Source organism: Billgrantia antri (assembly GCF_019430905.1).
GTDB lineage: Bacteria > Pseudomonadota > Gammaproteobacteria > Pseudomonadales > Halomonadaceae > Halomonas > Halomonas antri.
Genome location: NZ_JAHYCA010000004.1, coordinates 101,881 through 124,829, shown reverse-complemented (window position 1 = coordinate 124,829; position 22,949 = coordinate 101,881). Strand labels below are relative to the sequence as shown.

The following is a 22,949-nucleotide window of genomic DNA, read 5'->3' as shown; positions in this document are numbered from 1 at the left end:
GCTCTCGCATCCTGCTCCGCTTGCGGGACCGGGGCTGGCCATCCATGGCCAGCCCGTTCGGAGCGATGCTCCTCACCCCTGGCAAAAGTCCCCCTCTATGTCCTGTTCCCGGCGCCTCACGCTGCGTACCCGCATTCTTAACTTGGAGTCACGATGCCCGAAGGCCCTGAGATTCGCCGTGCCGCCGACCGCCTGCACGAGCAGCTTGCCGGCAGGCGGCTGGAGTCGGTGTGGTTCGCCTTTCCTGAGCTTGCCGCCGAGGCGGATTCGCTGGTGGGTCGTGAGGTCACGGCGGTAGACAGCTGGGGCAAGGCACTGCTCACGCGCTTCGACGACGGTCGCGTGCTCTATTCCCACAACCAGCTCTACGGCGTGTGGAAGCTGCACGACGCCGAGCGCGAGCCCGATACCGAACGCTCGCTGCGCGTGCGGCTGACGGCGGAAGGGCGTTCGGCCAGCCTCTACAGTGCTTCGGATGTCTCGCTGTGGCCGGCCGGGAAGCTCAACGAGCATCCGTTTCTCTCCCGGCTCGGCCCCGATCTGCTGACCCACGGTGTCACGCCGGAGCAGGCCCTGGCGCGCCTGGCCGAGCCGCGCTTCGCGCGTCGTCGGCTGGGTGGCCTGCTGCTCGACCAGGCGCCTTTCGCCGGCATCGGCAACTACTTGCGCTCTGAGATCCTGTTCTTCGCCGGGCTGCCACCTGCGGCCCGCATGGTGGACTTGAGCGCCGAGCGGCAGGCACGGCTGGCGCAGGCCATTCTCGATGTGACCCGACAGGCTTATGAGCAGGCCGGCGTGACCAACCGCGCCGAGTGGGCGGTCGCCGCCAAGCGGCAGGGCGAGAGCCGGCGGCTGTGTCGATTCGCCGTGTTCGAGCGTGACGGACGTCCTTGCCATGCCTGCGGCACGCCGATCCAACGGTTGATGGTCGGCTCGCGCCGGCTGTATCGCTGCCCAAGCTGCCAAGCCGGGTAGTCTGTATTTATACCGTTATCTTTCTTTATCACTTACGACGTGCGTTCGACCTTGGCGGCATGAACCTGTCGAGCAGGTCGCGATACGGTATAATTCGCCCCCGATCGAACCCGCCGCTTCGCGCCGCGAACCCAGAGAGCGGGCATGCCGACACTGCCGAGGAGTTCCTTGCACATGACCGTGATTCGCCAGGACGATCTGATCCAGAGCGTCGCCGACGCCCTGCAGTACATCTCCTACTACCATCCCAAGGATTTCATCGATGCCATGGCGGCGGCGTACGAGCGGGAGGAGAACCCGGCGGCCAAGGATGCCATTGCCCAGATCCTGATCAACTCGCGCATGTGCGCCATGGGGCACCGCCCGATCTGCCAGGACACCGGTATCGTCACCGTGTTCGTCCACGTTGGCATGAACGTACGCTTCGAGGCCGACATGAGCCTCGACGACATGATCAACGAAGGTGTGCGCCGTGCCTACAACTACCCAGACAACGTGCTGCGCGCGTCGGTGCTGGCGGACCCGGACGGAGCGCGCAAGAATACTGGCGACAATACGCCGGCGGTGATCCATCACAAGCTGGTGCCGGGCGACACCGTCGAAGTACACGTCGCGGCCAAAGGCGGCGGTAGCGAGGCAAAGAGCAAGTTCGCCATGCTCAACCCCTCCGACAACGTGGTCGATTGGGTGCTCGAGCAGCTGCCCAAGATGGGCGCCGGCTGGTGTCCGCCCGGCATGCTTGGCATCGGCATCGGCGGTACCGCCGAGAAGGCCATGGAGATTGCCAAGGAAGCGCTGCTCGACCCCATCGACATCCAGAAGCTGCAGGCCCGCGGCCCGTCCAACCGCGCCGAGGAGCTGCGCCTGGAGCTGTTCGACAAGGTCAACAAGAGCGGTATCGGCGCCCAGGGCCTGGGCGGCTTGACCACGGTGCTCGACATCAAGGTCAAGGACTACCCGACCCACGCCGCCAACAAGCCGGTGGCGATCATTCCCAACTGTGCCGCCACGCGCCACGCCCATTTCACGCTGGACGGCAGCGGGCCGGCGGCTCTGCCGGCGCCGAAGCTCGAGGATTGGCCCGAGATCACTCGCGAGGCCGGGGACAACGTCAAGCGCGTCAACCTCGACACGGTGACGCCGGAGGAGGTGCAGACCTGGCAGCCGGGCGATACGCTGCTGCTCAACGGCAAGCTGCTCACCGGTCGCGATGCCGCCCACAAGCGCATGGTCGACATGATCGCCAAGGGTGAGGAGCTGCCGGTCGATCTGAAAGGGCGCTTCATCTACTACGTCGGCCCGGTAGACCCGGTGCGCGACGAGGTGGTGGGCCCGGCAGGCCCGACCACGGCCACGCGCATGGACAAGTTCACGCGCACGATGCTCGAGGAAACCGGCCTGCTGGGCATGGTGGGCAAGGCCGAGCGTGGCCCAGCCGCGATCGAGGCGATTCGCGACAACAAGGCGGTCTACCTGATGGCCGTGGGAGGCTCCGCCTATCTGGTGGCCCAGGCGATCAAGAAATCCCGCGTGGTGGGCTTCGCCGACCTGGGCATGGAGGCGATCTACGAGTTCGAGGTCGAGGACATGCCGGTCACCGTGGCGGTGGACAGCCAGGGCACCTCGGTGCACCAGACCGGCCCCGCGAAGTGGAAGGAGATCATCGCCGAGCGCGCTTGATGCGCTGGCTCAGCGTAACAGCCCGGCGCGCTCCCTCGCGACCGGCAATGCGTTCGATGAAAGCGGCCCCGCCAACTGGCGGGGCCGTCATCGTCTGGGGTATGCTGCAGCATGCTGTTTTTTCAGGGAGAGATCATGGCATCCTGGCTGTTCGGCCTGGCAATCTTCGTGGTGCATCTGCTCGGCTTTCTATCTGCGATACTGGCACTGCTCTCCAGTCGTACCTCTCAGGGAGCCGTGGCCTGGATCATCTCCCTTATCACCATTCCTTATCTTGCGGTCCCGGCGTACTGGGTCTTCGGGCGGCCGCGCTTCTACGGCTATGTCTCGGCCCGTGGCGAGCGGGATACCGTGCTGCGACGGATACTTGCCGACTACCGCGTTCGCCTCGAACCCTACCAGGCCGATACTCGCAACCATGACGTGAGGGCGGTGGAGCGACTGGCCATGATGCCGCTGACCAGCGGTAACCATGCAGAGCTGTTGATTGACGGCAAGGCCACCTTTGACAGTATATTTGCCGGTATCGACGCCGCCTGCGAATACGTGCTGGTGCAGTTCTTCATCGTGCGTCACGATGCCCTCGGGCAGCAGCTCAAGGAGCACCTGCTGCGTGCCGTGCGACGGGGCGTGCGGGTCTATTTTCTGTATGACGAGATCGGTAGTCGCAAGCTGGCCGAAGGTTATCTGAGCGAGCTTGGTGAGGCTGGTGTTGAGGTCAGCCCGTTCCGCTCGTCACGTGGCTTCAAGCATCGCTTCCAGCTCAATTTCCGCAACCATCGTAAAATTCTCGTCGTGGACGGTGGCGAAGGCTGGCTCGGCGGATTCAATGTCGGCGTCGAATATCTGGGCCAGCATCCGCGACACGGGCCTTGGCGCGACACGCACCTGAAGTTGAGCGGCCCCAGCGTATTGGGCCTTCAGGAGGCGTTCTGGGAAGATTGGCACTGGGCCACGGGCGAGGTAATCAATCTTGCCTGGGAACCACAGGTCGTCTGCGACGAATGCCAGAACATCGTCATCGTGCCATCTGGGCCGGCTGACCGGCAGGAAACCGCCAGCCTGCTGGTGCAGCATGCCATTCATAGCGCCAACGAGCGTCTATGGGTTACCAGCCCCTACTTCGTCCCGGATCAGGGCGTCCAGGACGCCCTGCGCCTGGCCGCCATGCGTGGGGTGGACGTCCGCATCATGATGCCCGAACATCCCGATCACCTATTGATCTATCTGTCAGCCTTCTCTTTTCTGCCCGACATGGTGCGAGCGGGGATCAAGGTCTATCGCTACCAGCCCGGCTTCATGCACCAGAAGGTGATTCTGATCGATGATGTGGCGGCGGCCGTAGGCACGGTTAATCTCGACAATCGTTCTTTTCGCCTCAACTTCGAGATCACCGCCTACATTCCCGACCAGGGCTTTGCCGACGAGGTACATCGCATGCTCGAGCGTGATTTCGCGGCGTGTCGCCGTATCGATTACGAGGAGCTGCACAATCGGCCGCTATGGAGCAAGCTGGTTTCGCGCGCTGCCTACCTGATGGCGCCGGTCCAGTAAGGCATGACTGCGCTTGGGTTCGGATAGCGGCTGGGGTACATTAGGCGCTGCCTGGCAAATGGCCGCGCACTGCGGTGCGCCTTACCTCAAACTGTGATGGCTGTCAGCGGGAGTCGCGGTGAACCTCGAGACAAAGTGGCTGGAAGATTTCGTGGCCCTGGCCAACACCCGCAGCTTCTCTGCCTCCGCTCGGCAGCGTCATGTCACCCAGCCGGCCTTCAGTCGACGCATTCGTGCGCTCGAGCAGGCGGTCGGCGTAACCCTCGTCGACCGTTCGACCACGCCCATCAACCTGACTCCGGAAGGGCAGCTGTTCCTGGTCACGGCGCGCAACCTGGTGGAACAGCTCAATGAATGCCTGGGCCACCTGCGCGGCGTCTCGATGGCACGCGAGGCGCTGGACATCGTGGCCGCGCACTCCCTGGCGTTGAGTTTCTATCCCGAGTGGATCTCGCGGCTCCAGGAGGGATTGGGCGAGCTGCCGACTCGCCTGGTGGCCATGAACGTGGGCGAGGCCATACACGTGTTGCGCGAGGGCAACTGCGACCTGATGCTGGCCTATCACGATCCCTACGCAACCATGCAGTTGGATGCCGAGGTGTTTCCTTCGTTTTCGATCGGGCAGGTCAAGATGCTTCCGGTGAGCCTTGCCGATGACCAGGGCAAGCCGCGCTTCAGCCTCGAGAGCAAGGATACGATTCCCTACCTGGCCTACACCCAGGGTGCCTTTCTCGGCCGCAGCGTGCGCATGCTGCTCAAGAACGACCCGCTGCGCCTGCGCCTGCGCACCGTCTACGAGACGGCCATGGCAGAGGGTCTGAAGGGCATGGTGCTGCAAGGAGTGGGGCTAGCCTGGATTCCCGACTTCTGCGTGCGCGAGGAGCTCAAGAACGGCCGGCTGGTACGTGCCGGCGGCGAGAAATGGGATGTGCCGCTGGAGATTCGGCTCTATCGCTGTTCGTTGGTGCACAAGCCCGGGGTGGAAAAACTCTGGCGGCAGATGATGAAGCTACCGCGTGACTTCCTACAAGCTTAAATCCCGCTGAAATCGGCCGGCAGGCCGAGAAAGTTCTGGATGATGAAGAAGTGGTCCTCGAACAGGCTGTCGGGTTCGAGTTCGGCCAGCGGCACCCAGCGGGCGTGGTCGCCACCCTTGACCGGCTTGAGCTGGGGCAGTTGCTGATCCGGGCGCAGGGCGAAGTAGAAGGCTTCGGCCAGGGTGCGGCCACGCCAGCTGCGGTGAGGTTCGTCGAATAGGCGCTGACCGCGAAGCGAGCCTTTCAGCACCGGTTCCGGCACCTTGAGACGGACACGCTCACGCAGTTCGCGCAGGCAGGCGTCGAGCAGACGCTCGTGCGGGTTGACGAAACCGCCGGGCAAGGCCAGCAATCCCTTGCCGGGAGCCGCGGTGCGGCGAACCAACAGCACGTGGCCAGATTGCACCACCACCGCATTGACGGTAACGAAGATGGGCGGGTAGGGAGCGTTGGCCCAGGCCTGTCGATACTGATCGAGCAGCCTTTGCTCCTCCACCAACTGCAGGTGGGCGTCGCTGCCGGCAAAGTTGCGTAGCGCATCGCAGACACCGGGCGGCAGGTCGTGGGTCGCCCCGGTGCTGAGGTAATCCTCCATGGAGGAAGACGAACGGAACAGGCGCTCACGGATCTGGCTGGCGGAAATGCCGTCGACCAGCGGCACACTGACCGACTCCCACTGGGGGAACAGCGAGAGGTAATAGCTCGACTGACCGCGGCTGGCGCCGATCAGGCCGATCCGCGGCAGCCGTGCATGGTGATGGCCGGCGATATCGCGCACCTTGCGCTGCACGTCACGTACCCAAACGTCATTGTTGTAGAGAGCGTCCAGTAGCGGCACGATTTCCAGCCGTGCGTTCTCCTCCTCGTCGAAGCAGCTGCGTAGCTGCGCCTGCCGCTCGTCGAAGCGCCACGGGTTGCGCAGCGAGCGCGCCTGCCAGGCAGAGCCCACCAGTACGATCACCTGACGCGCATGACGCAGGGCCTCATTGATCACTGCCAGGTGCCCGAGGTGGGGAGGCTGGAAACGGCCGATGAAGACGAGACAGTCGAAATCGTGGTCGGTATCGTACATCGGCGTATCCTTCGCGGCTGGCTCGGGGGGCCTTATTATGGGCGTGGTCGGTTCGGGGCTGCAATGCGGGCCTATGCCGACAAACGCAAGTCATTGCCGACAGGAGTATTTCGATTGGGTATGCTACAGGCGGAGTGATTGGACAAGGAGGTGCCGTGCGTAGTCTCTCGTTCCGGTTCTGGTGGAATACGATCCGTCAGGCCGTCAGCCTTTGGCTGGAGCGCAATGCCTTCAGCTATGCCGGTTCGCTGGCATTCTATACCCTCTTTTCGCTGGCTCCGACGGTCATCATCGCGGTAGCGGTGATCGGGATTGTCTTTGGTGCCGATGCCGCCCAGGGAGAGATCGTCGCGCGCTTCGAAGGTGCACTCGGTGAAGAGGCAGCACGATCGATCGAACAGGCGGTGGCGCGCTCGCGTATCGAGGAGTCAGGCCTCATGCCGACCTTGCTCGGGTTTGGCGGCTTGCTAGTGGGGGCCACCACAGTGTTCGCCCAGATGCAGTATTCACTGAACATGATCTGGGGGGTCACGGCTAAACCCAGCCGCAACAGCGTTCTGGTGTTTCTGAAGCAGCGCCTGCTGTCGCTCACGGTGGTGCTCGCCATCGGCTTCATCATGCTCGTGTCGCTGCTGGTCGGTGTGATGGTGCGCGCCATGCTCCAGGCCATCGGCGACGCCATGCCGCTGGTCGGTCCGGTAACGGCAGGAGCTGAATTCCTGATCTCACTGGCCGTGATCGCCGCCCTGTTTGCCACCATCTTCAAGGTGCTGCCCGACGTGGTTCTGAGCTGGCGGGACGTGCTGCTGGGCGCCGTGGTCACGGCGCTGCTGTTCGCCATCGGACGCAGCGCCATCGCCTCCTACCTTGCCTATACCGCCACGGCCTCGACCTACGGGGCTGCCGGCTCCTTGGTCATGGTCCTGCTGTGGGTCTACTACAGCTCGCTGATTCTACTGTTCGGTGCTGCCTTTACGCGCAGCTATCTGGTTGCGAAGGGCCGCGAGGTCGTACCACGCAACAGCGCCGTGGTCGTCAGGCGCGAGCTAGTGACGGAATGAGTCGCTGGGCGGCGGGGCCGCCCAGCGACAGTTCAGCCCAGCCGCTCGCGCGCGAGTCGGTCGGCTACCTCGGACGGCGTTCTTTCCTCTGCCCGAGCGCGCGTGAAGATTTCGTCGATGGTGGTGGAAATCCGCTCTACATGGCGCATCACGGCCTCGCGGTCGTAGCGGTCGTGACGTTGGGCTTCCACCTCGATGACTCCCCCGGCATTGGCCACATAGTCGGGTGCATAGAGGATGCCGCGGTCATGCAGGCGTCCCGCAACATCGGGCGTGGCCAATTGATTGTTGGCCGCGCCGCAGACCACCGTGGCCCTGAGCCGGTCGGCCACTTCGCGGGTGAGTACGGCGCCCATGGCGCAGGGGGCGAAGACGTCGACCTCGGCGTCGAAGATCGCTTCGGGCGCCACGTTCTGCGCTTCCAGTTCTTCGCTCAGCATCCCCAGGCTGTCACGGTCGACATCGGCAAGCACCAGCTTGGCCCCCGCCGCATGCAGCTCGCGGGCCAGGTGCGCCCCGACATGGCCGACTCCTTGAATGGCCACCCTCAGGTCTTTCAGCTCATCGCGACCGAAGCGATGGCGTACGGCGCTCTTCAGTGCGCAGAACACACCATGGGCGGTGAAGGGCGAGGGGTCGCCGGAATCGCCGCCTCGGCCCAGACCGCTGACGTGTCGGGTCTCCTGGCGGATGAGACGCATGTCCTCTTCGCCGCTGCCGGAGTCCTCGGCGGTGATGTAACGTCCGCCCAGCGACTCGACGAGCCGCCCCATCGCACGCAGCAGGGCGGGTGTCTTGTCACGCCGGGGGTCGGCGATGATTACCGCCTTGCCGCCGCCGAGAGGCAAGTCGGCCAGGGCGGACTTGTAGGTCATGCCGCGGGACAGTCGCAGTACGTCGGTCAGGGCATCGGCTTCATCGGCATAGGGGTAGATGCGCAGACCGCCCAGGGCAGGGCCACGGCGCGTGTCGTGAACGGCGATGATGGCCCGCAGGCCGCTGGCTTCATCGCAGCCGAAGACGATCTGCTGGTGATGGTCGAACTCGGGGTGGTCGAAGACCCGCATGGCGTTATCTCCCTCGTGAGGATTCTTGCTTGTTGTGGTCTGGAATGCAGTGGGTGGCACCGCTTCCACCGGGGCGGACATTGCTTGTGGCGAGGCCGCATCCCTATTATCAAGATTAGAGCATTTGCGCTGGCGACTGGAATCCCGCGTACGGGTCTTGTGCGTTGATTCCGGTACGCTATCCAGGCTTGACGCATGCAGTCAGACTGGAAAGGGCGAGTATGGACTGTCGGAGCGAGGAGGGAAGCATGAGCAAACGCTGCGTGAAAGGTAAGGTGGCTGGCAAGGTCCAGGGCGTGTGGTATCGCCGATCGGTCCAGGAGCAGGCACTTCAGCATGGCTTGACCGGCTATGCCAAGAACCTCCCCGACGGTCAGGTCGAGGTGTTGCTATGCGGTGATGGAGAAGCGGTCAACCAGGTGGCGTCGTGGCTGTGGCAGGGCCCGCCCAATGCCCGAGTCACGCACGTCGAACTGGAATCGATCGAGTGCCGTGACCCGGATTGTTTCGTCTGTCTGTAGTTCGTCTCAGCTCAAGGTGTCGGCGATCCACTCCACCACGGCCTCGCCGTCCACCTCGAGGCACACCTCCACCAAGGGCGTCTGCGACCAGCGCTCCTGGATGAAGCCGCGCCCCTCGGGGGCGAAGATCGTCTGACCTTCGGCAATGCCGTCCGTGACGACCGAAAGGTGACCCGGGGCGGTGGTGAACAGCTCCGGGCGCAGCAGCCAGGCCAGCGCGCAACTGTCATGCGGGCAGCAGCCGTCGATGCCGAGGAATTCGCGGTAGAAGTCACGGTAGAAGGCGTAGCTTCCGGCCAGTACTTTGCCCAGCTCTCCTTGCCCCGCCTCGATCCGCTGCATGTGCGCCTGGGTGAGGACACAGCGATGGGTCACGTCGAGCCCGACCAAAGTCAGCGGCCAGCCGGCGGTGAGCACGCGCTGGGCTGCATGGGGATCGTTGAACATGTTGGCCTCGGCCACCGGGGTGACGTTGCCACCCTCACGGATCGAGCCTCCCATGATCACCACGCGTTTGACCTTTTCGGTGAGTGTCGGGTCGAGCTGCAGCGCAGCGGCCAGGTTGCCTACCGGGCCGACGGCCACCAGGATGACTTCGCCGGGGCGCTCGTTGACAGTGTCGACGATGAACTGCGCGGCGCTGCGTGGGTCCTTGACACCCTTAACGTCGGGCAGTTCGATGTTGCCCAGCCCATTGGCGCCATGAATGTGGGCCGGTGCCGGATGACGCGGCTTGACCATGGGGCCGGCGGCTCCTTGGGCGACGGGAATGTCGCGCCCGGCCAGTTCGCTCAGCAGCAGGGCGTTGTGCGTGGCAGTCTCGATGTCGACGTTGCCGTAGGTGGTGGTCAGGCCGAGCAGATCGATCTCGGGATGGCGCAGGGCGATGGCGATGGCCTGGGCGTCGTCGACGCCGGGGTCGGTATCGAAGATGATCGGATGCGACACGTTGCCTCCTTGTGGGTGTCAGGCGCTCTTTGAGTCGGTGAGATATCGCTCGACGTCGTCGCGCGATGGAATGCTGTCGGCGGCGCCGGGGCGCTGTACGCCGAGAGCCGCGGCATGAGCGGCGAATGCCAGGCAGTCGGGAATGCTGCGCTGCTCCTGGAGCGCGGCCATGAAATAGCCGATGAAGGTATCGCCGGCGCCGGTGGTATCCACCGGCTCCACCGCCAGTGCGGGCTGGAAGTGGCGCTCGCTGCCCGACTGGTACCAGGCGCCTTCGCTGCCGAGGGTCAGCACCGTTGCGGTATTCGGCAGTCGTTCGTGCAAGCCTTCCAGCAGTACGCGGGCATCGCTCGCCTCGGGCAGCCCGACGAGCCAGGCAGCCTCGCCGCGGTTGACGAACAGCAGTTCACAGGCATCGAGCGGTAACTCGAGCACCGTATCGCTCATGGGAGCAGGGTTGAAGGCGATGGACAAGCCTTGCCTGCGTGCGCCGTCGAGCAGTTCGGGTAGGGCGTTGCACTCGTTTTGCACCAGCAACCAGTCGCCGGGTTGCGCCGCCTGGCACAGGGCATTTCGATGCCGGGAGGTGAAGCCGTGGTTGGCGCCGGGACAGAGAATGATGGCGTTCTCGCCGTGGTCGTCGACCTGGATGATGGCATGACCGCTGGGTTCGTCCACCAGCTCGACGTGAGTGACGTCGACGCCCGCGCGAGCCAGGCGGTCGCGGGCCCAGCCGTCCTGGCGACCCAGGCGGCCCCAGTGGCACACCCGGCCGCCGGCCTGCGCCATGGCCAGTGACTGATTGGCCCCCTTGCCGCCGAGACCGACCTGATAACTGCGGCTGGCCAGCGTTTCGCCGGGATGGACCAGGTGCGGTACCCGATAGAAGTGGTCGAGGTTGATCGAGCCCAGGTTATGCAACATAAGTCAGGCTCCATCCCGCTGGGCTTTCCAGCGGTGCAGGTTGTCGCCGGTGAGTGCGACGATGCGCTGGCGTGCTTCCGGGGTGATCCAGGCGCTGTGCGGTGTCACGATCAGGTTCAATGGTTCGCTCAGGGCGTCGAGCAGTGGGTGTCCCTCCCGTGGCGGTTCCGTTGGCAGCACGTCGACGCCGAGGCCTCCTAGCCGGCCTTCACGCAGTGCGGCAAGTGCCGATTCCTCGTCGATGATGCCGCCGCGGGCGCAGTTCACCAGCAGAGCCTCGGGCTTGAGATGGGCGAGCAGGCCGACGCCGATCAGGTGGCGGGTGGCCTCGGTGAGCGGACAATGCAGGCTGATTACGTCGGCTTCGGGGGCGAGTTCGGCGATACCGGGACGGCTGTCGGCGGCTTCGTTGCCGGGGCGGGCGGCAAAAGTCACGCGCATGCCGAAGGCTTCGGCCAGAGCCGCGACGCGGCTGCCCAGTTCGCCCTGGCCGACGATGACCAGGTGTTTGCCTTCGAGCTGCAGCGTTCCGTGGTTCATCAGGCAGAAGAACGGGCTCTCGTTCCAGCGTCCGGCCGCCACGTCACGCTGGTAGAGCGGCAGACGATTGGCCAGGGCGAGAATCAGCATCAGCGTGTGCTGGGCCACGCTGGCGGTACCGTAGGCCGTGACGTTGCGCACCTCGATTCCCAGGCGCTCGGCGGTTGGCATGTCGATGTTGTTGGTGCCGGTGGCCAGCACGCAGATCAGCTTGAGCTCAGGCAGCGCCTCGAGGGTGCCAGTATCGAGCACGACCTTGTTGACGATGGCCACCTGCGCGCCGGCCAGACGTTCGCGGCTCTGCTCAGTGGTGCTGGTCTGGTGAACCTCGAGCGTGCCGACCTGCTCCCGGATGGGCGCAAGGTCGACGTCAGGGCCCAGGCTGGCGGCATCGAGTATCACGGCTTTCATGCTGGATTCCTTGTGTTGGTTCGCCGCGGCAGGGCTGGGACAGGCCTTGCCAGGCACGTTATACTATCGGGCTTTCACGGCAGGCTTGGAAAGTGCGCTGCTCGACCCTATATCGCCGTTGGTTGCGCGCTGTCGAATCAGGAGTGAATTGAACCATGCCCATCTATGAATATCAGTGCAAGGCCTGCGGCCATCGTCTGGAGAAGCTCCAGAAGCTGAGCGCCGCGCCCCTGACCGACTGTCCTGCCTGCGAAGCACCGGCCCTCGGCCGCCTGGTTTCCGCGGCGGGCTTCCGTCTGGCCGGCGGCGGCTGGTACGAGACCGACTTCAAGTCCGGCAGCAAGAAGAACCTGGCCGGCGACTCGGGCGGCGGCGGAGAAGGCAAGGGGAGCAAGGCGCCGGCGAAGGACGGCGCCGCGGCCTGACCGTACCGATATCTACCATTCCATAGACAACGCTTAACGAATACAGGATACGACATGCGCAGCCATTATTGCGGCCAGCTCAACGAGACCCTGGTGGACCAGACGGTCACCCTGTGCGGCTGGGTGCATCGCCGCCGTGACCACGGGGGCGTGATCTTCCTCGACATGCGCGATCGCGACGGTATCGCCCAGGTCGTGGTCGACCCCGATACCGCCGAGGCTTTCGCCACTGCCGACCGCGCGCGCAGCGAGTTCGTGCTGCGCATCTCCGGTCGCGTGCGGCTGCGCCCAGAAGGCACCCAGAATCCCAAGATGCCAACCGGGATGGTCGAGGTGCTGGCCAAGGACGTCGAAGTGCTGAACACGGCGGCCACGCCGCCGTTCCAGCTCGACGAGCACGGCAAGGTCGGCGAGGAGGTGCGTCTCAAGCACCGCTACATCGACCTGCGCCGGCCCGAGATGATCGAGAAACTGCGCCTGCGCTCGCGTATCTCGCACCACGTGCGCGCCTTCCTCGAGGGCCAGGGATTTCTCGACATCGAGACGCCGATCCTGACACGTGCCACCCCGGAAGGTGCCCGCGACTACCTGGTGCCGAGCCGCACCCATCCGGGCAGCTTCTTCGCCCTGCCGCAGTCGCCGCAGCTGTTCAAGCAGCTGCTGATGGTGGCGGGCTTCGATCGCTACTACCAGATCGCCAAGTGCTTCCGTGACGAGGACCTGCGCGCCGACCGTCAGCCGGAGTTTACCCAGATCGACATCGAGGCCTCCTTCGTCGAGGAAGCGGACATCATGGGCGTCACCGAAGCCATGATTCGCGAGCTGTTCCAGGACGTGCTCGACGTCGAACTGCCCGAATTCCCGCGCATGACCTGGGCCGACGCCATGGACCGCTACGGCTCCGACAAGCCCGACCTGCGTATCCCGCTGATGCTGGTCGACGTCGACGACCTGATGAAGCAGGTCGACTTCCAGGTTTTTTCCGGCCCGGCCAATGCCGCCGATGGTCGCGTCGCGGCGCTCAAGGTGCCGGGTGGCGCCGGCATGTCGCGCAAGGTGATCGACGATTACACCAAATTCGTCGGCATCTATGGCGCCAAGGGCCTGGCCTGGATCAAGGTCAACGAGCGCGCCAAGGGTCTCGAGGGTTTGCAATCGCCGATCGTCAAGTTCATGGAGAACGTGATCGAGGAATTGCTCGATCGCATCGGTGCCGAGGATGGCGACATCGTCTTCTTCGGCGCCGACAAGGCCAATGTGGTCAACGAGGCGCTGGGGGCGCTGCGGGTCAAGCTGGGTGAGGACCTCAATCTTTATACTCGCGACTGGGCACCGCTGTGGGTGGTCGATTTCCCCATGTTCGAGACCGACGACAGTGGCCGCCTCAGTCCGCTGCACCATCCGTTCACCTCGCCCTCGTGCAGCCCCGAGGAGCTCAAGGCCAACCCAGCCAAGGCGCTCTCGCGGGCCTACGACATGGTGCTCAACGGTACCGAGCTGGGTGGCGGTTCGATCCGTATCCATGACCAGCAGATGCAAAGCACCGTGTTCGAGATCCTCGGTATCGGCGAGGAGGAGGCCCGCGAGAAGTTCGGCTTCCTGCTCGACGCTCTGCACTATGGCGCACCGCCCCATGGCGGTCTGGCCTTCGGTCTCGACCGCCTGGTCATGCTGATGGCGGGCTCACGCACCATCCGAGAAGTGATCGCCTTCCCCAAGACCCAGAGTGCGGCCTGTCTGATGACCGATGCCCCTGGAGAGGTCAGCGTCGAACAGTTGCGCGAGCTCAGCATTCGCCTGCGCCAGAAGGCCAAGGTGGAAGGGCAGGAGTGAGGCGCCTGCTTTCCCACGGCAAGCATGTACCGGACCGGCGCCTACACGGCGCCGGTTTTACGATGCTGCCACCGAAGCGAAAGAGGATGACTCCGCATTCGACCTCCCCTATGCGGAGCGTGACGTGCTGATTCTCGGCATCGACCCCGGCTCGCGCACTACCGGCTACGGCGTGCTCGATGTCGCCACGCCCACGCCACGCTACGTGGCCAGCGGCTGCATTCGCCTGCAGGACGTCGACTTGCCGCAGCGCCTGGCACGCATCTACGCCGGCCTCGCCGAGCTGATCGGCGAGCATCGCCCCGGCGAGGTGGCCATCGAGCAGGTCTTCATGTCGAAAAATCCGGACTCTGCACTCAAGCTGGGCCAGGCACGCGGTGCGGCGATCGTTTGCGCGGCCAACCATGGTCTGCCGGTGAGTGAGTACGGGCCTCGTCAGATCAAGCAGGCGGTGACCGGTAGCGGCGGGGCGACCAAGGCACAAGTGCAGCATATGGTAGTGGCGATCCTGGGGCTCGACGGCTCACCCCAGGCCGATGCCGCCGATGCCCTGGCCATTGCGCTGACCCATGCCCACGCCAGGCTCGGCCTGCTGACGCGCGGCAGTTTCGGCGGGCACCGCTCACGGCGGCGTGGCGGCTCGTGGCGCGATTTTCGCCCCTGAAAGTAGCCCCGTGGCTTGAAAGGGATTATTGTCGAACACCGTTTACTCTAGACTGGTCAGCCGCTTGAGCGACCAGTATAGTGGCGCCAGGAAGGCCTGCGGCCTTGGATGTATTCGGACCGGGATTTTGAGCCCCCATGATCGGACGCCTGCGTGGCACTCTGCTCGACAAGCAACCGCCCTGGTTGGTGGTGGACGTGGCCGGCGTCGGCTACGAACTCGAAGCTTCCATGACGACCTTGGTGGCGCTGCCCGGGGTGGGGGAGTCAGTGTCCCTGTATACGCACCTCACCGTGCGCGAGGATGCCCATCTGTTGTTCGGATTTGCCCGCGAGCAGGAGCGGGCGCTGTTCCGCGCTCTAATCCGGGTCAACGGTATTGGCCCCAAGCTGGCTTTGGCCATCCTCTCGGGCATGGATGAAACAGCCTTCATCCGCTGCGTGATGGAGGATGATGTCAAGTCATTGACGCGCCTGCCGGGGGTCGGCAAGAAGACGGCCGAGCGGCTGATTATCGAGATGCGCGATCGTTTTCCCCACTGGGAGCATCCGGGCGCGACAGACCTGGCAGGCCCCTCGACGGCATCCAGTGCGGGGCAGGCGCGTCAGGATCCGCTGGCCGATGCCGAAGCCGCGTTGGTCAGTCTGGGTTACAAGCCCACCGAGGCGGCAAAGATGCTCTCGGGGCTCGACGAGGGACTTTCGACCGAGGCCATGATCAAGGCAGCGCTGACCAAGCGCCTGGCCAGCTAGTAAAGCAGCAGGTACGCCTGCTAGCCCGCTGCTGCCACGCGTGCCTGTCGGTGACAGAGGGAACGATATCATGCAAGTTCATGAGCGCCGCGAGTGTTCGACATGATGCACAATGACCGTTTGATCGCCGCTGACGAGCGCGAGGGGGAGAGCCGCGTCGACCACGCGATCCGGCCCAAGCGGCTGGCCGAATACATCGGTCAGCCTCGGGTCCGCGAACAGTTGGAAATTTTCATCAGCGCGGCACGTGGGCGTGACGAGAGTCTTGATCACACCCTGGTGTTCGGTCCTCCCGGCCTGGGCAAGACCACGCTCGCCAACATCATTGCCGCCGAGATGGGCGTCGGCCTCAAGTCCACTTCCGGCCCGGTGCTAGAACGCGCCGGCGATCTCGCCGCCATGCTCACCAACCTGCAGCCGGGCGACGTGCTGTTCATCGACGAAATTCATCGGCTTTCTCCAGTAGTGGAGGAGATCCTCTATCCCGCCATGGAGGATTTCCAGCTCGACATCGTCATCGGCGAAGGGCCGGCGGCGCGCTCCATCAAGCTCGACCTGCCTCCGTTCACGCTGGTGGGGGCCACCACACGTGCGGGGCTGCTCACCTCGCCCCTGCGCGACCGCTTCGGCATCGTCCAGCGTCTGGAGTTCTACGCCATCGACGAATTGACCGAGATCGTGGCCCGCTCGGCGAGGCTGCTCGGCGTCGAGGCGGACCGCGACGGCGCTCGTGAGGTGGCACGCCGCTCTCGTGGCACGCCGCGCATTGCCAACCGGCTGCTACGCCGGGTGCGCGATTTTGCCCAGGTGCGTGGCAACGGCCAGGTGGACGCGGATGTGGCCGATCAGGCGTTGAACATGCTGCACGTCGACCACCATGGGCTCGATCACATGGATCGTCGTCTGCTGCTGGCTATGATCGAGAAGTTCGATGGCGGCCCGGTCGGCATCGATTCGCTGGCGGCGGCGATCGGCGAGGAGCGCGACACCATCGAGGACGTGATCGAGCCTTATCTGATTCAGCAGGGGCTGATGATGCGTACCGCTCGTGGCCGGGTGGTAACCCGCCAGGCCTGGCAGCATTTCGGTCTGGTGCCGCACGAGCAGGCCCAGGAAGCGTCCGGCGAGGTGCGTCAGTGAGCGACTTCCGCCTGCCGCTTAGGGTCTACATCGAGGATACCGATGCCGGTGGCATCGTCTATTACGTCAACTACCTCAAGTTCATGGAGCGGGCGCGTAGCGAGTGGCTGCGCCACCACGGCCTCACCCAGCGCGAACTGCTCGAAGCCGGCATCCAACTGGTGGTGCACCGCCTGGAGTGCCGCTATGCCAAACCCGCCCGTCTCGACGACGAACTGTCGGTCACGGCGGCCGTCGAATCGAACGGCCGCTGCCGGCTGAGCTTCGCTCAATCGGTGATGCGCGGCGGGGAACCCTTATGCGAGGCGCGGGTCGACATCGCCTGTGTGGATGCCGTGCGTCTCAAACCCATACCTTGGCCGCCGGCACTGGCCGCGGTTCTCAACGGTTAACTGCAAGATCAGCGAGGAAGCCCGTGAACGACTCAATGTCCATACCGCACCTGATCATGAGCGCCAGCACCGTGGTGCAGCTGGTCATGCTGATCCTGGTGATAGGTTCGATTCTCTCCTGGGTGGTGATCTTCCAGCGCACTTTCGTGATGCGTCGGGCACGCCGGGCCCACCAGTCCTTCGAAGAGCGTTTCTGGTCGGGAGTCGACCTCAACGAGCTTTACCGCGAGACACCGTCGGAGCAGGAGACACAAGGCGCCGAGCATGTCTTTCGTGCCGGCTTTCGCGAGTTCAATCGTCTGATGGCCAAGACCAAGAGTGCCGAAGCCATTCTCGACGGGGTTCAGCGCAGCATGCGCGTGGCCTGGTCGCGAGAGGAGGAGCGACTGACCCTGCATCTGGTGTTCCTGGCCACGGTGGCCTCGGCAAGTCCCTATATCGGCCTGTTTGGCACCGTGTGGGGCATCATGGGCTCATTCCAGTCGCTCTCCATGGCTCAGCAGGCCACGCTGGCTACCGTAGCGCCGTGGATCGCCGAGGCGCTCATTGCCACTGCGATGGGGCTTTTCGCCGCCATTCCTGCGGTCATCTTCTACAACCGCCTCTCATCCGAGTCCGATCGCATGCTGGGCAAGTACGAGGACTTTGCCGAGGAATTCCACTCCATCCTGCATCGCAACCTGCAGGGTCGCAGCGAAGCCGGTGCTGCCTGAAGGAGTCGCGACATGCATGGACCGTTCAACCGTAGTGGGCGCCGCAAGCCGATGGGCGAGATCAACGTCGTTCCCTTCATCGACGTCATGCTCGTGCTGCTGGTGATCTTCATGATCACTGCCCCGATGCTGACCCAAGGGGTACAGGTCGAGCTGCCTCAGGTCACGTCCGAGCCGATCGAGACCCAGGAAGAGCGTGAGCCGATCATCGTGTCGGTGGATCGCGAAGGAGGGTATTTCCTCTCGATCGGCGGCGAGGAGACCAATGTGGAGCTCGATGAGCTGGCCGATCGCGTGATCATCCTGCTAGATCGCCAGCCAGGAACGCCGGTCATGGTGCGTGGCGATCGTTTCGTGCCCTATGGCGAAATCGTGAACCTGATGAGCACCCTGCAGGTGGCCGGTGTGGCCAATGTCGGGTTGATTTCCGAGCCGCCGCCGCGTGATTAGGAGCCCCTTGATCAGGAAGGTAGGAGACGTGATGGCCCGACGTCAGAGGGGCTCCGCCCCCCGGAACAACGGGCGCGTCGGCTATGGCGTGCCCGCGCTGCTGGCCTTTGGCCTGCACGTGCTAGTCGTGGTGATCAGCACGGTGAGCCTGCCCCAACGCCAGCCGGAGCCCGAGACGAGCTCGATCGTCCAGGCGACGCTGGTCAGCACCGAGACCACCACCGACCAGGCCCAGCGTGCCGAGGAGGCACGTGCGCGCGCCGAGGCCCGCCAGGCCGAGGAGCAGGCTCGTCAGGAGGAAGCGGCACGTCAGGCCGAGGCCGAGGAGCAGGCACGCGAGGAAGCCGAGCGCCAGGCGGCCGAGGAGCAAGCCCGCCAGGCAGAGCAAGAGCAGGCGGAGCGAGAGGATGAGGCTCGCCGTCTGCAGGAGGCCCGTGAGGCTGCCGAGGCGGAAGCGCAGCGACGTGCCGAAGAAGCCGAACGTCTGGCGCGTCAGCGCGAAGAGCAGGAGGCCGAGCGGCAGCGCCAGCAGGAGGCGGCGGCGGAAGCCGAGCGGCAGCGCCAGCTCGAGGCACAGCAGCGTGCCGAAGAGGAGGCGCGTCGACAGCAGGAGGCCGAGGCGCAACGCCAGCGAGAAGCGGAGGAGCAGCGTCGCCGTGAGGAAGAGGCCCAGCGACAGCGTGAGGCCGAGGAACAGCGGCGCCGCGAGGAGGAAGCCCGGCGCCAGCGCGAAGCCGAGGAACAGCGTCGTGCCGAAGAGGAAGCCCGGCGTCAGCGCGAGGCCGAGGAGCAGCGTCGCCGCGAGGAGGAAGCCCAGCGCCAGCGCGAGGCCGAGGAGCAGCGTCGCCGCGAGGAGGAAGCCCAGCGACAGCGCGAAGCCGAGGAACAGCGTCGTGCCGAAGAGGAAGCCCGCCGCCAGCGTGAGGAGGAGGCGCGACGTGCTGCCGAGGCCGCGTCCCAGGGGCTCGACCGAGCCATTGAGGGTGAATCGGATGCAGTCGCCAATGCGCGCCAGGGCCAGGAGGCGGCGAACAGCTTCATCAACCTGGTGCGCCGCGCGGTAGAGCAGGCCTGGGTGATCCCGCCCGGCGCCAGTGGCGGGCTTTCGGCAACGGTTCAGGTCCAGCTCGGGCCCTCGGGGGAGTTGTTTGGCGCTACCATTAGTCAGAGTAGTGGAGACAGCAGCTTCGACCGCTCCGCCATCCAGGCAGTTGAAGCCGCCTCACCGTTCAATGAACTGCGCCAACTGCCGCCAACGGCGCAGCGTGATTTTCGACAGTTCAATCTGCGTTTCACACCGGGAGATGTACGCTGATGAAAGCTCTGATGACCACATGGCTGGCTGCCGCGCTGCTGATGTTCGGCGCGCTCGCCCACGCACAGTCCGACCTGACCATCGAGATCACCCGTGGCAGCGATCAGGCCACCCCTATCGCCGTCGTGCCGTTTGCGACCGACGGTGAGGAGCTGCCCGAGGACGTGGCCCAGATCATCAGTGAGGATCTGCAGCGCAGTGGCTTCTTCGAGCCACTGCCTCGAGAAGCGATGTTTGATCGACCCAGCTCCAGCGATCAGGTGCGTTACGGTCAGTGGAGTGCGCTCGACGTGCGCTACATGGTCGTGGGTCAGGTCAGTCGTGGTGCGGAGGGCTACCGTATTCGCTATGAACTGATGGACGTCAGCGGCCAGCGCCGCTTGCTCGGCGAGAACGTCACCGGCAGGGCCAATGAACTGCGTGCCGTCGCTCACTTCGTCAGCGACCAGATATTCGAGGCCATTACCGGCATCCGCGGGGCCTTCTCTACCCGCATTGCCTATGTCACTGCCCAGGGTACCGGTGACGACGCACAGTTCACCCTCTACGTGGCCGATGCCGATGGGCACAACAGCCAACAGGTGCTGAATTCGCGCGAGCCGATCCTCTCGCCGGCCTGGTCGCCGGACGGCCGCCGTCTGGCCTACGTCTCCTTCGAGACCGAGCGGCCGGCGATCTACGTGCAAGACGTGAACACGGGGCAACGAGCCAGGTTGACGTCGTTCGAGGGCATCAACGGTGCGCCTGCCTGGTCGCCCGATGGACGGCGCCTGGCCATGACCCTGTCCAAGGATGGCCAGCCTGACATTTACGTGATGGACGTGGGGTCACGCAACCTCGAGCGCATTACAAACAATTCGAGCATCGATACCGAGCCGGACTGGGCACCTGACGGACGCAGCCTGCTGTTCACTTCGGATCGCAGTGGCGGACCGCAGATCTACCGCTACAGCTTCGGCAGCGGGGAGGCGGAGCGGCTGACCTTTACCGGCAACTACAATGCCCGCGGTCGCTTCTCCCCGGACGGAAAGACCCTGTTCATGATCCATCGCGGCAACAGCGGATTCCAGGTGGCAAGGCAGGATCTGGATTCGGGGCGCCTGGTCGGACTCACGGACACCCGTTTGGCGGAATCGCCCAGTGTTGCACCCAACGGGACCATGGTAATCTTCGCCACCCAGCAGGGTACAAGCGGGGAGTTGGGAGCCGTATCGGCCGATGGACGAGCGTCCTACCGGTTGCCTTCGGCACAAGGTGACGTGCGGGAGCCCGCATGGTCGCCGTTCTTGAACTGATGGTACGTGTCATTCGATCCTTTGAGGAGTTAGACGATGCAATTCAAGTCGCATGCCAGAATCCTGGCGATCGCCCTGTCTCTGGCTCTGGTGGCCGGCTGTTCGAGCACCGGTGGTAGCCGTGACGGTTCCATGGATGGCACGGGCACGGGTGCCAACGGAGGTGTCGGTACCGGTACGGCGGGTTCAGGGCAGGTCAGCGGCTCCGGCATCAGCGGCGACCGTTCTGGCCAGCAGGCCGACGGCCGCATTCCGGAAGTCCGTACCATCTATTTCGATTACGACCGTGACAGCATCCGTCCCGAGTTCGAGTCGGTACTGGTATCGCATGCGCGTTACCTGCGCTCGAACGGCAATGCTCGCGTCGTTCTCCAGGGTCACACCGACGAGCGCGGCACCCGTGAGTACAACCTGGCGCTGGGTGAGCGTCGTGCCAACGCGGTGAAGCGCTTCCTGGAGGTGCAAGGCGTCTCGCCGTCCCAGTTCGAGGTGGTCAGCTATGGTGAGGAGCGTCTGGCCGCACGTGGCGCCAGCGAAGATGCCCACGCACAGAACCGCCGCGTCGTGTTTGCCTACTGAGCGAACTGGTGCGTAAGCGCCCAATGGAGTGAAGCATGAGACACAGTCTGAAAAGGCTGTGCGGCGCGGGAGCCCTGGTGCTCCCGCTGTCCGTCATGAGCCTTGTCGAAGCCCAGCAACGCCCGATCGTCGAAGACCGTACTGCACAGCCTCGGGGATTCCTCGAGCAGGCCGAGGTGCGCGAAGAGGCCGGCGGCAGTCTGGTGATGTACAACCAGCTGCAGGAACACCAGCGGGAAATCCAGCAGCTACGTGGCCAGATCGAGGAGCTGCGTCACCAGCTCGAGCAGCTGCGCAACCAGACCCGCCAGCAATATATCGATCTCGACGAGCGATTGATGGCTGGCAGCGCCGGCATCGAAGCCAATCCGCCTGTCGACGAGGAGTCGGCCAGACAGGTCGCCCAGACGCCTTCACCGAGCGGCAACAGCGCCGATGCTCAGGCCGCCTACCAGGCCGCCTTCGCTCGTGTCCAGTCGCGGGAGTTCGCCGAAGCCATTCGGGCCTTCGAGGCCTTCGTTGCCGATTACCCCGATACCAGCCTGACCGCCAACGGCTATTACTGGCTGGGTGAACTGCACTCGGCGGAAGCCGATCTGGAACAGGCAGAAGCCGCTTTCCGCCAGGTCATCGATAACTTTCCGCAGAGCAGCAAGGTGCCCGATGCGCTCTACAAGCTTGGCCTGATCAAGGCGCGCCAGGGTGAACTCGAGGAGAGCCGCGGCCTGCTCGAACGCGTGCGTGACGACTACCCCGATTCCAGTGCGGCGGGGCTTGCCAACGATTTTCTGCGTCAGTCCCTGTAACGGACTGGCCTCGCCCAAGGAGTCAAGATGACCTGCAAGATCGACTATGTGGCACCCGCCGACCTGCTTGCCGAACGCATCATCCTCGTGACAGGGGCCGGCGATGGCATCGGTCGGGCGGCTGCCCTGACCTTTGCCCGACACGGTGCCACCGTGATCCTGCTGGGCCGCACCATCGCCAAGCTGGAGAAGGTCTACGATGAAATCGAGGCTGCCGGCGGGCCGCAGCCGGCCATCTTTCCGCTCAATTTCGAGGGTGCCACGCACAAGGACTACCACGACATGGCCGAGACCCTGGACCGGGAGTTCGGCCGTCTCGACGGTATCCTGCACAATGCGGGGCTGTTGGGTCGCATAACGCCGTTCGAGCAGTACAATCCGGAACTGTGGGACCAGGTGATGCAGGTCAATATCAACGGACCTATCTGGATGACACAGGCGTTGCTGCCGTTACTGCAGGCCTCCCCCGATGCCTCGGTGGTGTTCACGTCGTCCAGCGTCGGGCGCAAGGGGCGCGCCTTCTGGGGGGCCTATGCGGTGTCGAAGTTCGCCACCGAAGGCTTCATGGAGGTCCTGGCCGACGAGGTCGAGCATCTGGGTACGCTACGCGTCAACTCGCTCAATCCCGGCGCCACTCGTACCGCGATGCGTGTCACCGCCTACCCGGGCGAGGATCCGAATACGCTGCGTACGCCGGAGGCGATCATGCCGACCTACCTGTGGCTGATGGGGCCGGAGAGCAGGGGACATAACGGCCAGCGTTTCGACGCCCAGCCGAAGTGACTCCCCCTTTAC

General features: G+C 64.5%; 24 protein-coding genes. 19 read left to right on the top strand and 5 right to left on the bottom strand.

Annotated elements, in window-relative coordinates; translation table 11 throughout:
* Positions 1-153: 153 nt before the first annotated feature.
* From nei to KPL81_RS12065, 4 genes are all read left to right on the top strand, one after another.
* A complete protein-coding gene (gene nei, locus KPL81_RS12080; protein ID WP_219792404.1) occupies positions 154-975 on the top strand; it encodes an endonuclease VIII in 822 nt (273 codons plus the stop codon).
* Between the two features lie 174 nt (positions 976-1,149).
* Positions 1,150-2,655 carry a fumarate hydratase gene (locus KPL81_RS12075; RefSeq protein WP_219792402.1) on the top strand — a complete coding sequence of 502 codons (1,506 nt, stop codon included), beginning with the start codon at positions 1,150-1,152 and terminating at the stop codon, positions 2,653-2,655.
* Between the two features lie 135 nt (positions 2,656-2,790).
* Positions 2,791-4,209 carry a cardiolipin synthase gene (gene cls, locus KPL81_RS12070; RefSeq protein WP_209478250.1) on the top strand — a complete coding sequence of 473 codons (1,419 nt, stop codon included), beginning with the start codon at positions 2,791-2,793 and terminating at the stop codon, positions 4,207-4,209.
* 118 nt (positions 4,210-4,327) lie between these two features.
* On the top strand, positions 4,328-5,245 hold the full coding sequence (locus tag KPL81_RS12065; RefSeq protein ID WP_219792399.1) for a LysR substrate-binding domain-containing protein: 918 nt from the start codon (positions 4,328-4,330) through the stop codon (positions 5,243-5,245).
* Here the strand turns inward: KPL81_RS12065 and KPL81_RS12060 are convergent.
* Complete coding sequence (locus KPL81_RS12060; RefSeq protein ID WP_219792397.1) at positions 5,242-6,318, bottom strand: bifunctional nicotinamide-nucleotide adenylyltransferase/Nudix hydroxylase; 1,077 nt, start codon at positions 6,316-6,318, stop codon at positions 5,242-5,244. The genes KPL81_RS12065 and KPL81_RS12060 overlap by 4 nt on opposite strands.
* Positions 6,319-6,473: 155 nt before the next feature.
* Between KPL81_RS12060 and KPL81_RS12055 the strand changes: the two genes are divergently transcribed.
* The gene (locus KPL81_RS12055; RefSeq protein ID WP_209478256.1) at positions 6,474-7,379 is read left to right on the top strand and encodes a YihY/virulence factor BrkB family protein; all 906 of its coding nucleotides are present in this window, start codon (positions 6,474-6,476) and stop codon (positions 7,377-7,379) included.
* A gap of 32 nt (positions 7,380-7,411) precedes the next feature.
* Here the strand turns inward: KPL81_RS12055 and KPL81_RS12050 are convergent, their stop codons facing one another.
* A complete protein-coding gene (locus KPL81_RS12050; protein ID WP_219792395.1) occupies positions 7,412-8,446 on the bottom strand; it encodes a Glu/Leu/Phe/Val family dehydrogenase in 1,035 nt (344 codons plus the stop codon).
* A gap of 248 nt (positions 8,447-8,694) precedes the next feature.
* Between KPL81_RS12050 and yccX the strand changes: the two genes are divergently transcribed.
* The gene (yccX, locus tag KPL81_RS12045) at positions 8,695-8,967 is read left to right on the top strand and encodes an acylphosphatase (protein ID WP_209478260.1); all 273 of its coding nucleotides are present in this window, start codon (positions 8,695-8,697) and stop codon (positions 8,965-8,967) included.
* A 6-nt stretch (positions 8,968-8,973) separates the two neighbouring features.
* On the opposite strand, the gene KPL81_RS12040 is transcribed toward yccX, so the two are convergent.
* Genes KPL81_RS12040 through KPL81_RS12030 form a run of 3 tightly spaced genes read right to left on the bottom strand, consistent with a single transcriptional unit; the run spans position 8,974 to position 11,790 of the window.
* Positions 8,974-9,915, bottom strand: a complete 942-nt coding sequence (locus tag KPL81_RS12040; RefSeq protein ID WP_209478262.1) for a nucleoside hydrolase — start codon at positions 9,913-9,915, stop codon at positions 8,974-8,976.
* Positions 9,916-9,933: 18 nt separating this feature from the next.
* On the bottom strand, positions 9,934-10,839 hold the full coding sequence (locus KPL81_RS12035) for a ribokinase (protein ID WP_209478264.1): 906 nt from the start codon (positions 10,837-10,839) through the stop codon (positions 9,934-9,936).
* Between the two features lie 3 nt (positions 10,840-10,842).
* Positions 10,843-11,790, bottom strand: a complete 948-nt coding sequence (locus tag KPL81_RS12030) for a D-2-hydroxyacid dehydrogenase (protein ID WP_209478266.1) — start codon at positions 11,788-11,790, stop codon at positions 10,843-10,845.
* 155 nt (positions 11,791-11,945) lie between these two features.
* Between KPL81_RS12030 and KPL81_RS12025 the strand changes: the two genes are divergently transcribed.
* The 13 genes from KPL81_RS12025 (at position 11,946) to KPL81_RS11965 (ending at position 22,937) form a co-directional block, all read left to right on the top strand.
* On the top strand, positions 11,946-12,215 hold the full coding sequence (locus KPL81_RS12025) for an FmdB family zinc ribbon protein (protein ID WP_209478268.1): 270 nt from the start codon (positions 11,946-11,948) through the stop codon (positions 12,213-12,215).
* A 54-nt stretch (positions 12,216-12,269) separates the two neighbouring features.
* A complete protein-coding gene (gene aspS, locus KPL81_RS12020) occupies positions 12,270-14,048 on the top strand; it encodes an aspartate--tRNA ligase (RefSeq protein WP_219792393.1) in 1,779 nt (592 codons plus the stop codon).
* 124 nt (positions 14,049-14,172) lie between these two features.
* Positions 14,173-14,712 carry a crossover junction endodeoxyribonuclease RuvC gene (ruvC, locus tag KPL81_RS12015; RefSeq protein ID WP_219792391.1) on the top strand — a complete coding sequence of 180 codons (540 nt, stop codon included), beginning with the start codon at positions 14,173-14,175 and terminating at the stop codon, positions 14,710-14,712.
* A gap of 137 nt (positions 14,713-14,849) precedes the next feature.
* Positions 14,850-15,464 carry a Holliday junction branch migration protein RuvA gene (ruvA, locus tag KPL81_RS12010; RefSeq protein WP_219792389.1) on the top strand — a complete coding sequence of 205 codons (615 nt, stop codon included), beginning with the start codon at positions 14,850-14,852 and terminating at the stop codon, positions 15,462-15,464.
* Between the two features lie 102 nt (positions 15,465-15,566).
* On the top strand, positions 15,567-16,604 hold the full coding sequence (ruvB, locus tag KPL81_RS12005; RefSeq protein WP_219792387.1) for a Holliday junction branch migration DNA helicase RuvB: 1,038 nt from the start codon (positions 15,567-15,569) through the stop codon (positions 16,602-16,604).
* Positions 16,601-16,996 carry a tol-pal system-associated acyl-CoA thioesterase gene (gene ybgC / locus KPL81_RS12000; protein ID WP_209478278.1) on the top strand — a complete coding sequence of 132 codons (396 nt, stop codon included), beginning with the start codon at positions 16,601-16,603 and terminating at the stop codon, positions 16,994-16,996. The genes ruvB and ybgC overlap by 4 nt, the downstream gene beginning before the upstream one ends.
* Positions 16,997-17,019: 23 nt before the next feature.
* Positions 17,020-17,709 (top strand): protein TolQ, encoded by a 690-nt coding sequence (tolQ, locus tag KPL81_RS11995; RefSeq protein ID WP_242597604.1) that lies wholly within the window; start codon positions 17,020-17,022, stop codon positions 17,707-17,709.
* Positions 17,710-17,721: 12 nt separating this feature from the next.
* Positions 17,722-18,159 (top strand): protein TolR, encoded by a 438-nt coding sequence (gene tolR, locus KPL81_RS11990; RefSeq protein WP_219792385.1) that lies wholly within the window; start codon positions 17,722-17,724, stop codon positions 18,157-18,159.
* Positions 18,160-18,190: 31 nt separating this feature from the next.
* Positions 18,191-19,474, top strand: a complete 1,284-nt coding sequence (gene tolA / locus KPL81_RS11985; protein ID WP_219792383.1) for a cell envelope integrity protein TolA — start codon at positions 18,191-18,193, stop codon at positions 19,472-19,474.
* Complete coding sequence (gene tolB / locus KPL81_RS11980; RefSeq protein WP_219792381.1) at positions 19,474-20,769, top strand: Tol-Pal system beta propeller repeat protein TolB; 1,296 nt, start codon at positions 19,474-19,476, stop codon at positions 20,767-20,769. The genes tolA and tolB overlap by 1 nt, the downstream gene beginning before the upstream one ends.
* A gap of 36 nt (positions 20,770-20,805) precedes the next feature.
* Positions 20,806-21,348 (top strand): peptidoglycan-associated lipoprotein Pal, encoded by a 543-nt coding sequence (pal, locus tag KPL81_RS11975; protein ID WP_219792379.1) that lies wholly within the window; start codon positions 20,806-20,808, stop codon positions 21,346-21,348.
* 35 nt (positions 21,349-21,383) lie between these two features.
* Positions 21,384-22,154: a tol-pal system protein YbgF gene (gene ybgF, locus KPL81_RS11970; RefSeq protein WP_209478287.1), complete on the top strand. Its 771-nt coding sequence runs from the start codon at positions 21,384-21,386 to the stop codon at positions 22,152-22,154.
* 27 nt (positions 22,155-22,181) lie between these two features.
* Positions 22,182-22,937 carry a YciK family oxidoreductase gene (locus KPL81_RS11965; protein ID WP_209478289.1) on the top strand — a complete coding sequence of 252 codons (756 nt, stop codon included), beginning with the start codon at positions 22,182-22,184 and terminating at the stop codon, positions 22,935-22,937.
* Positions 22,938-22,949 lie beyond the last annotated feature (12 nt).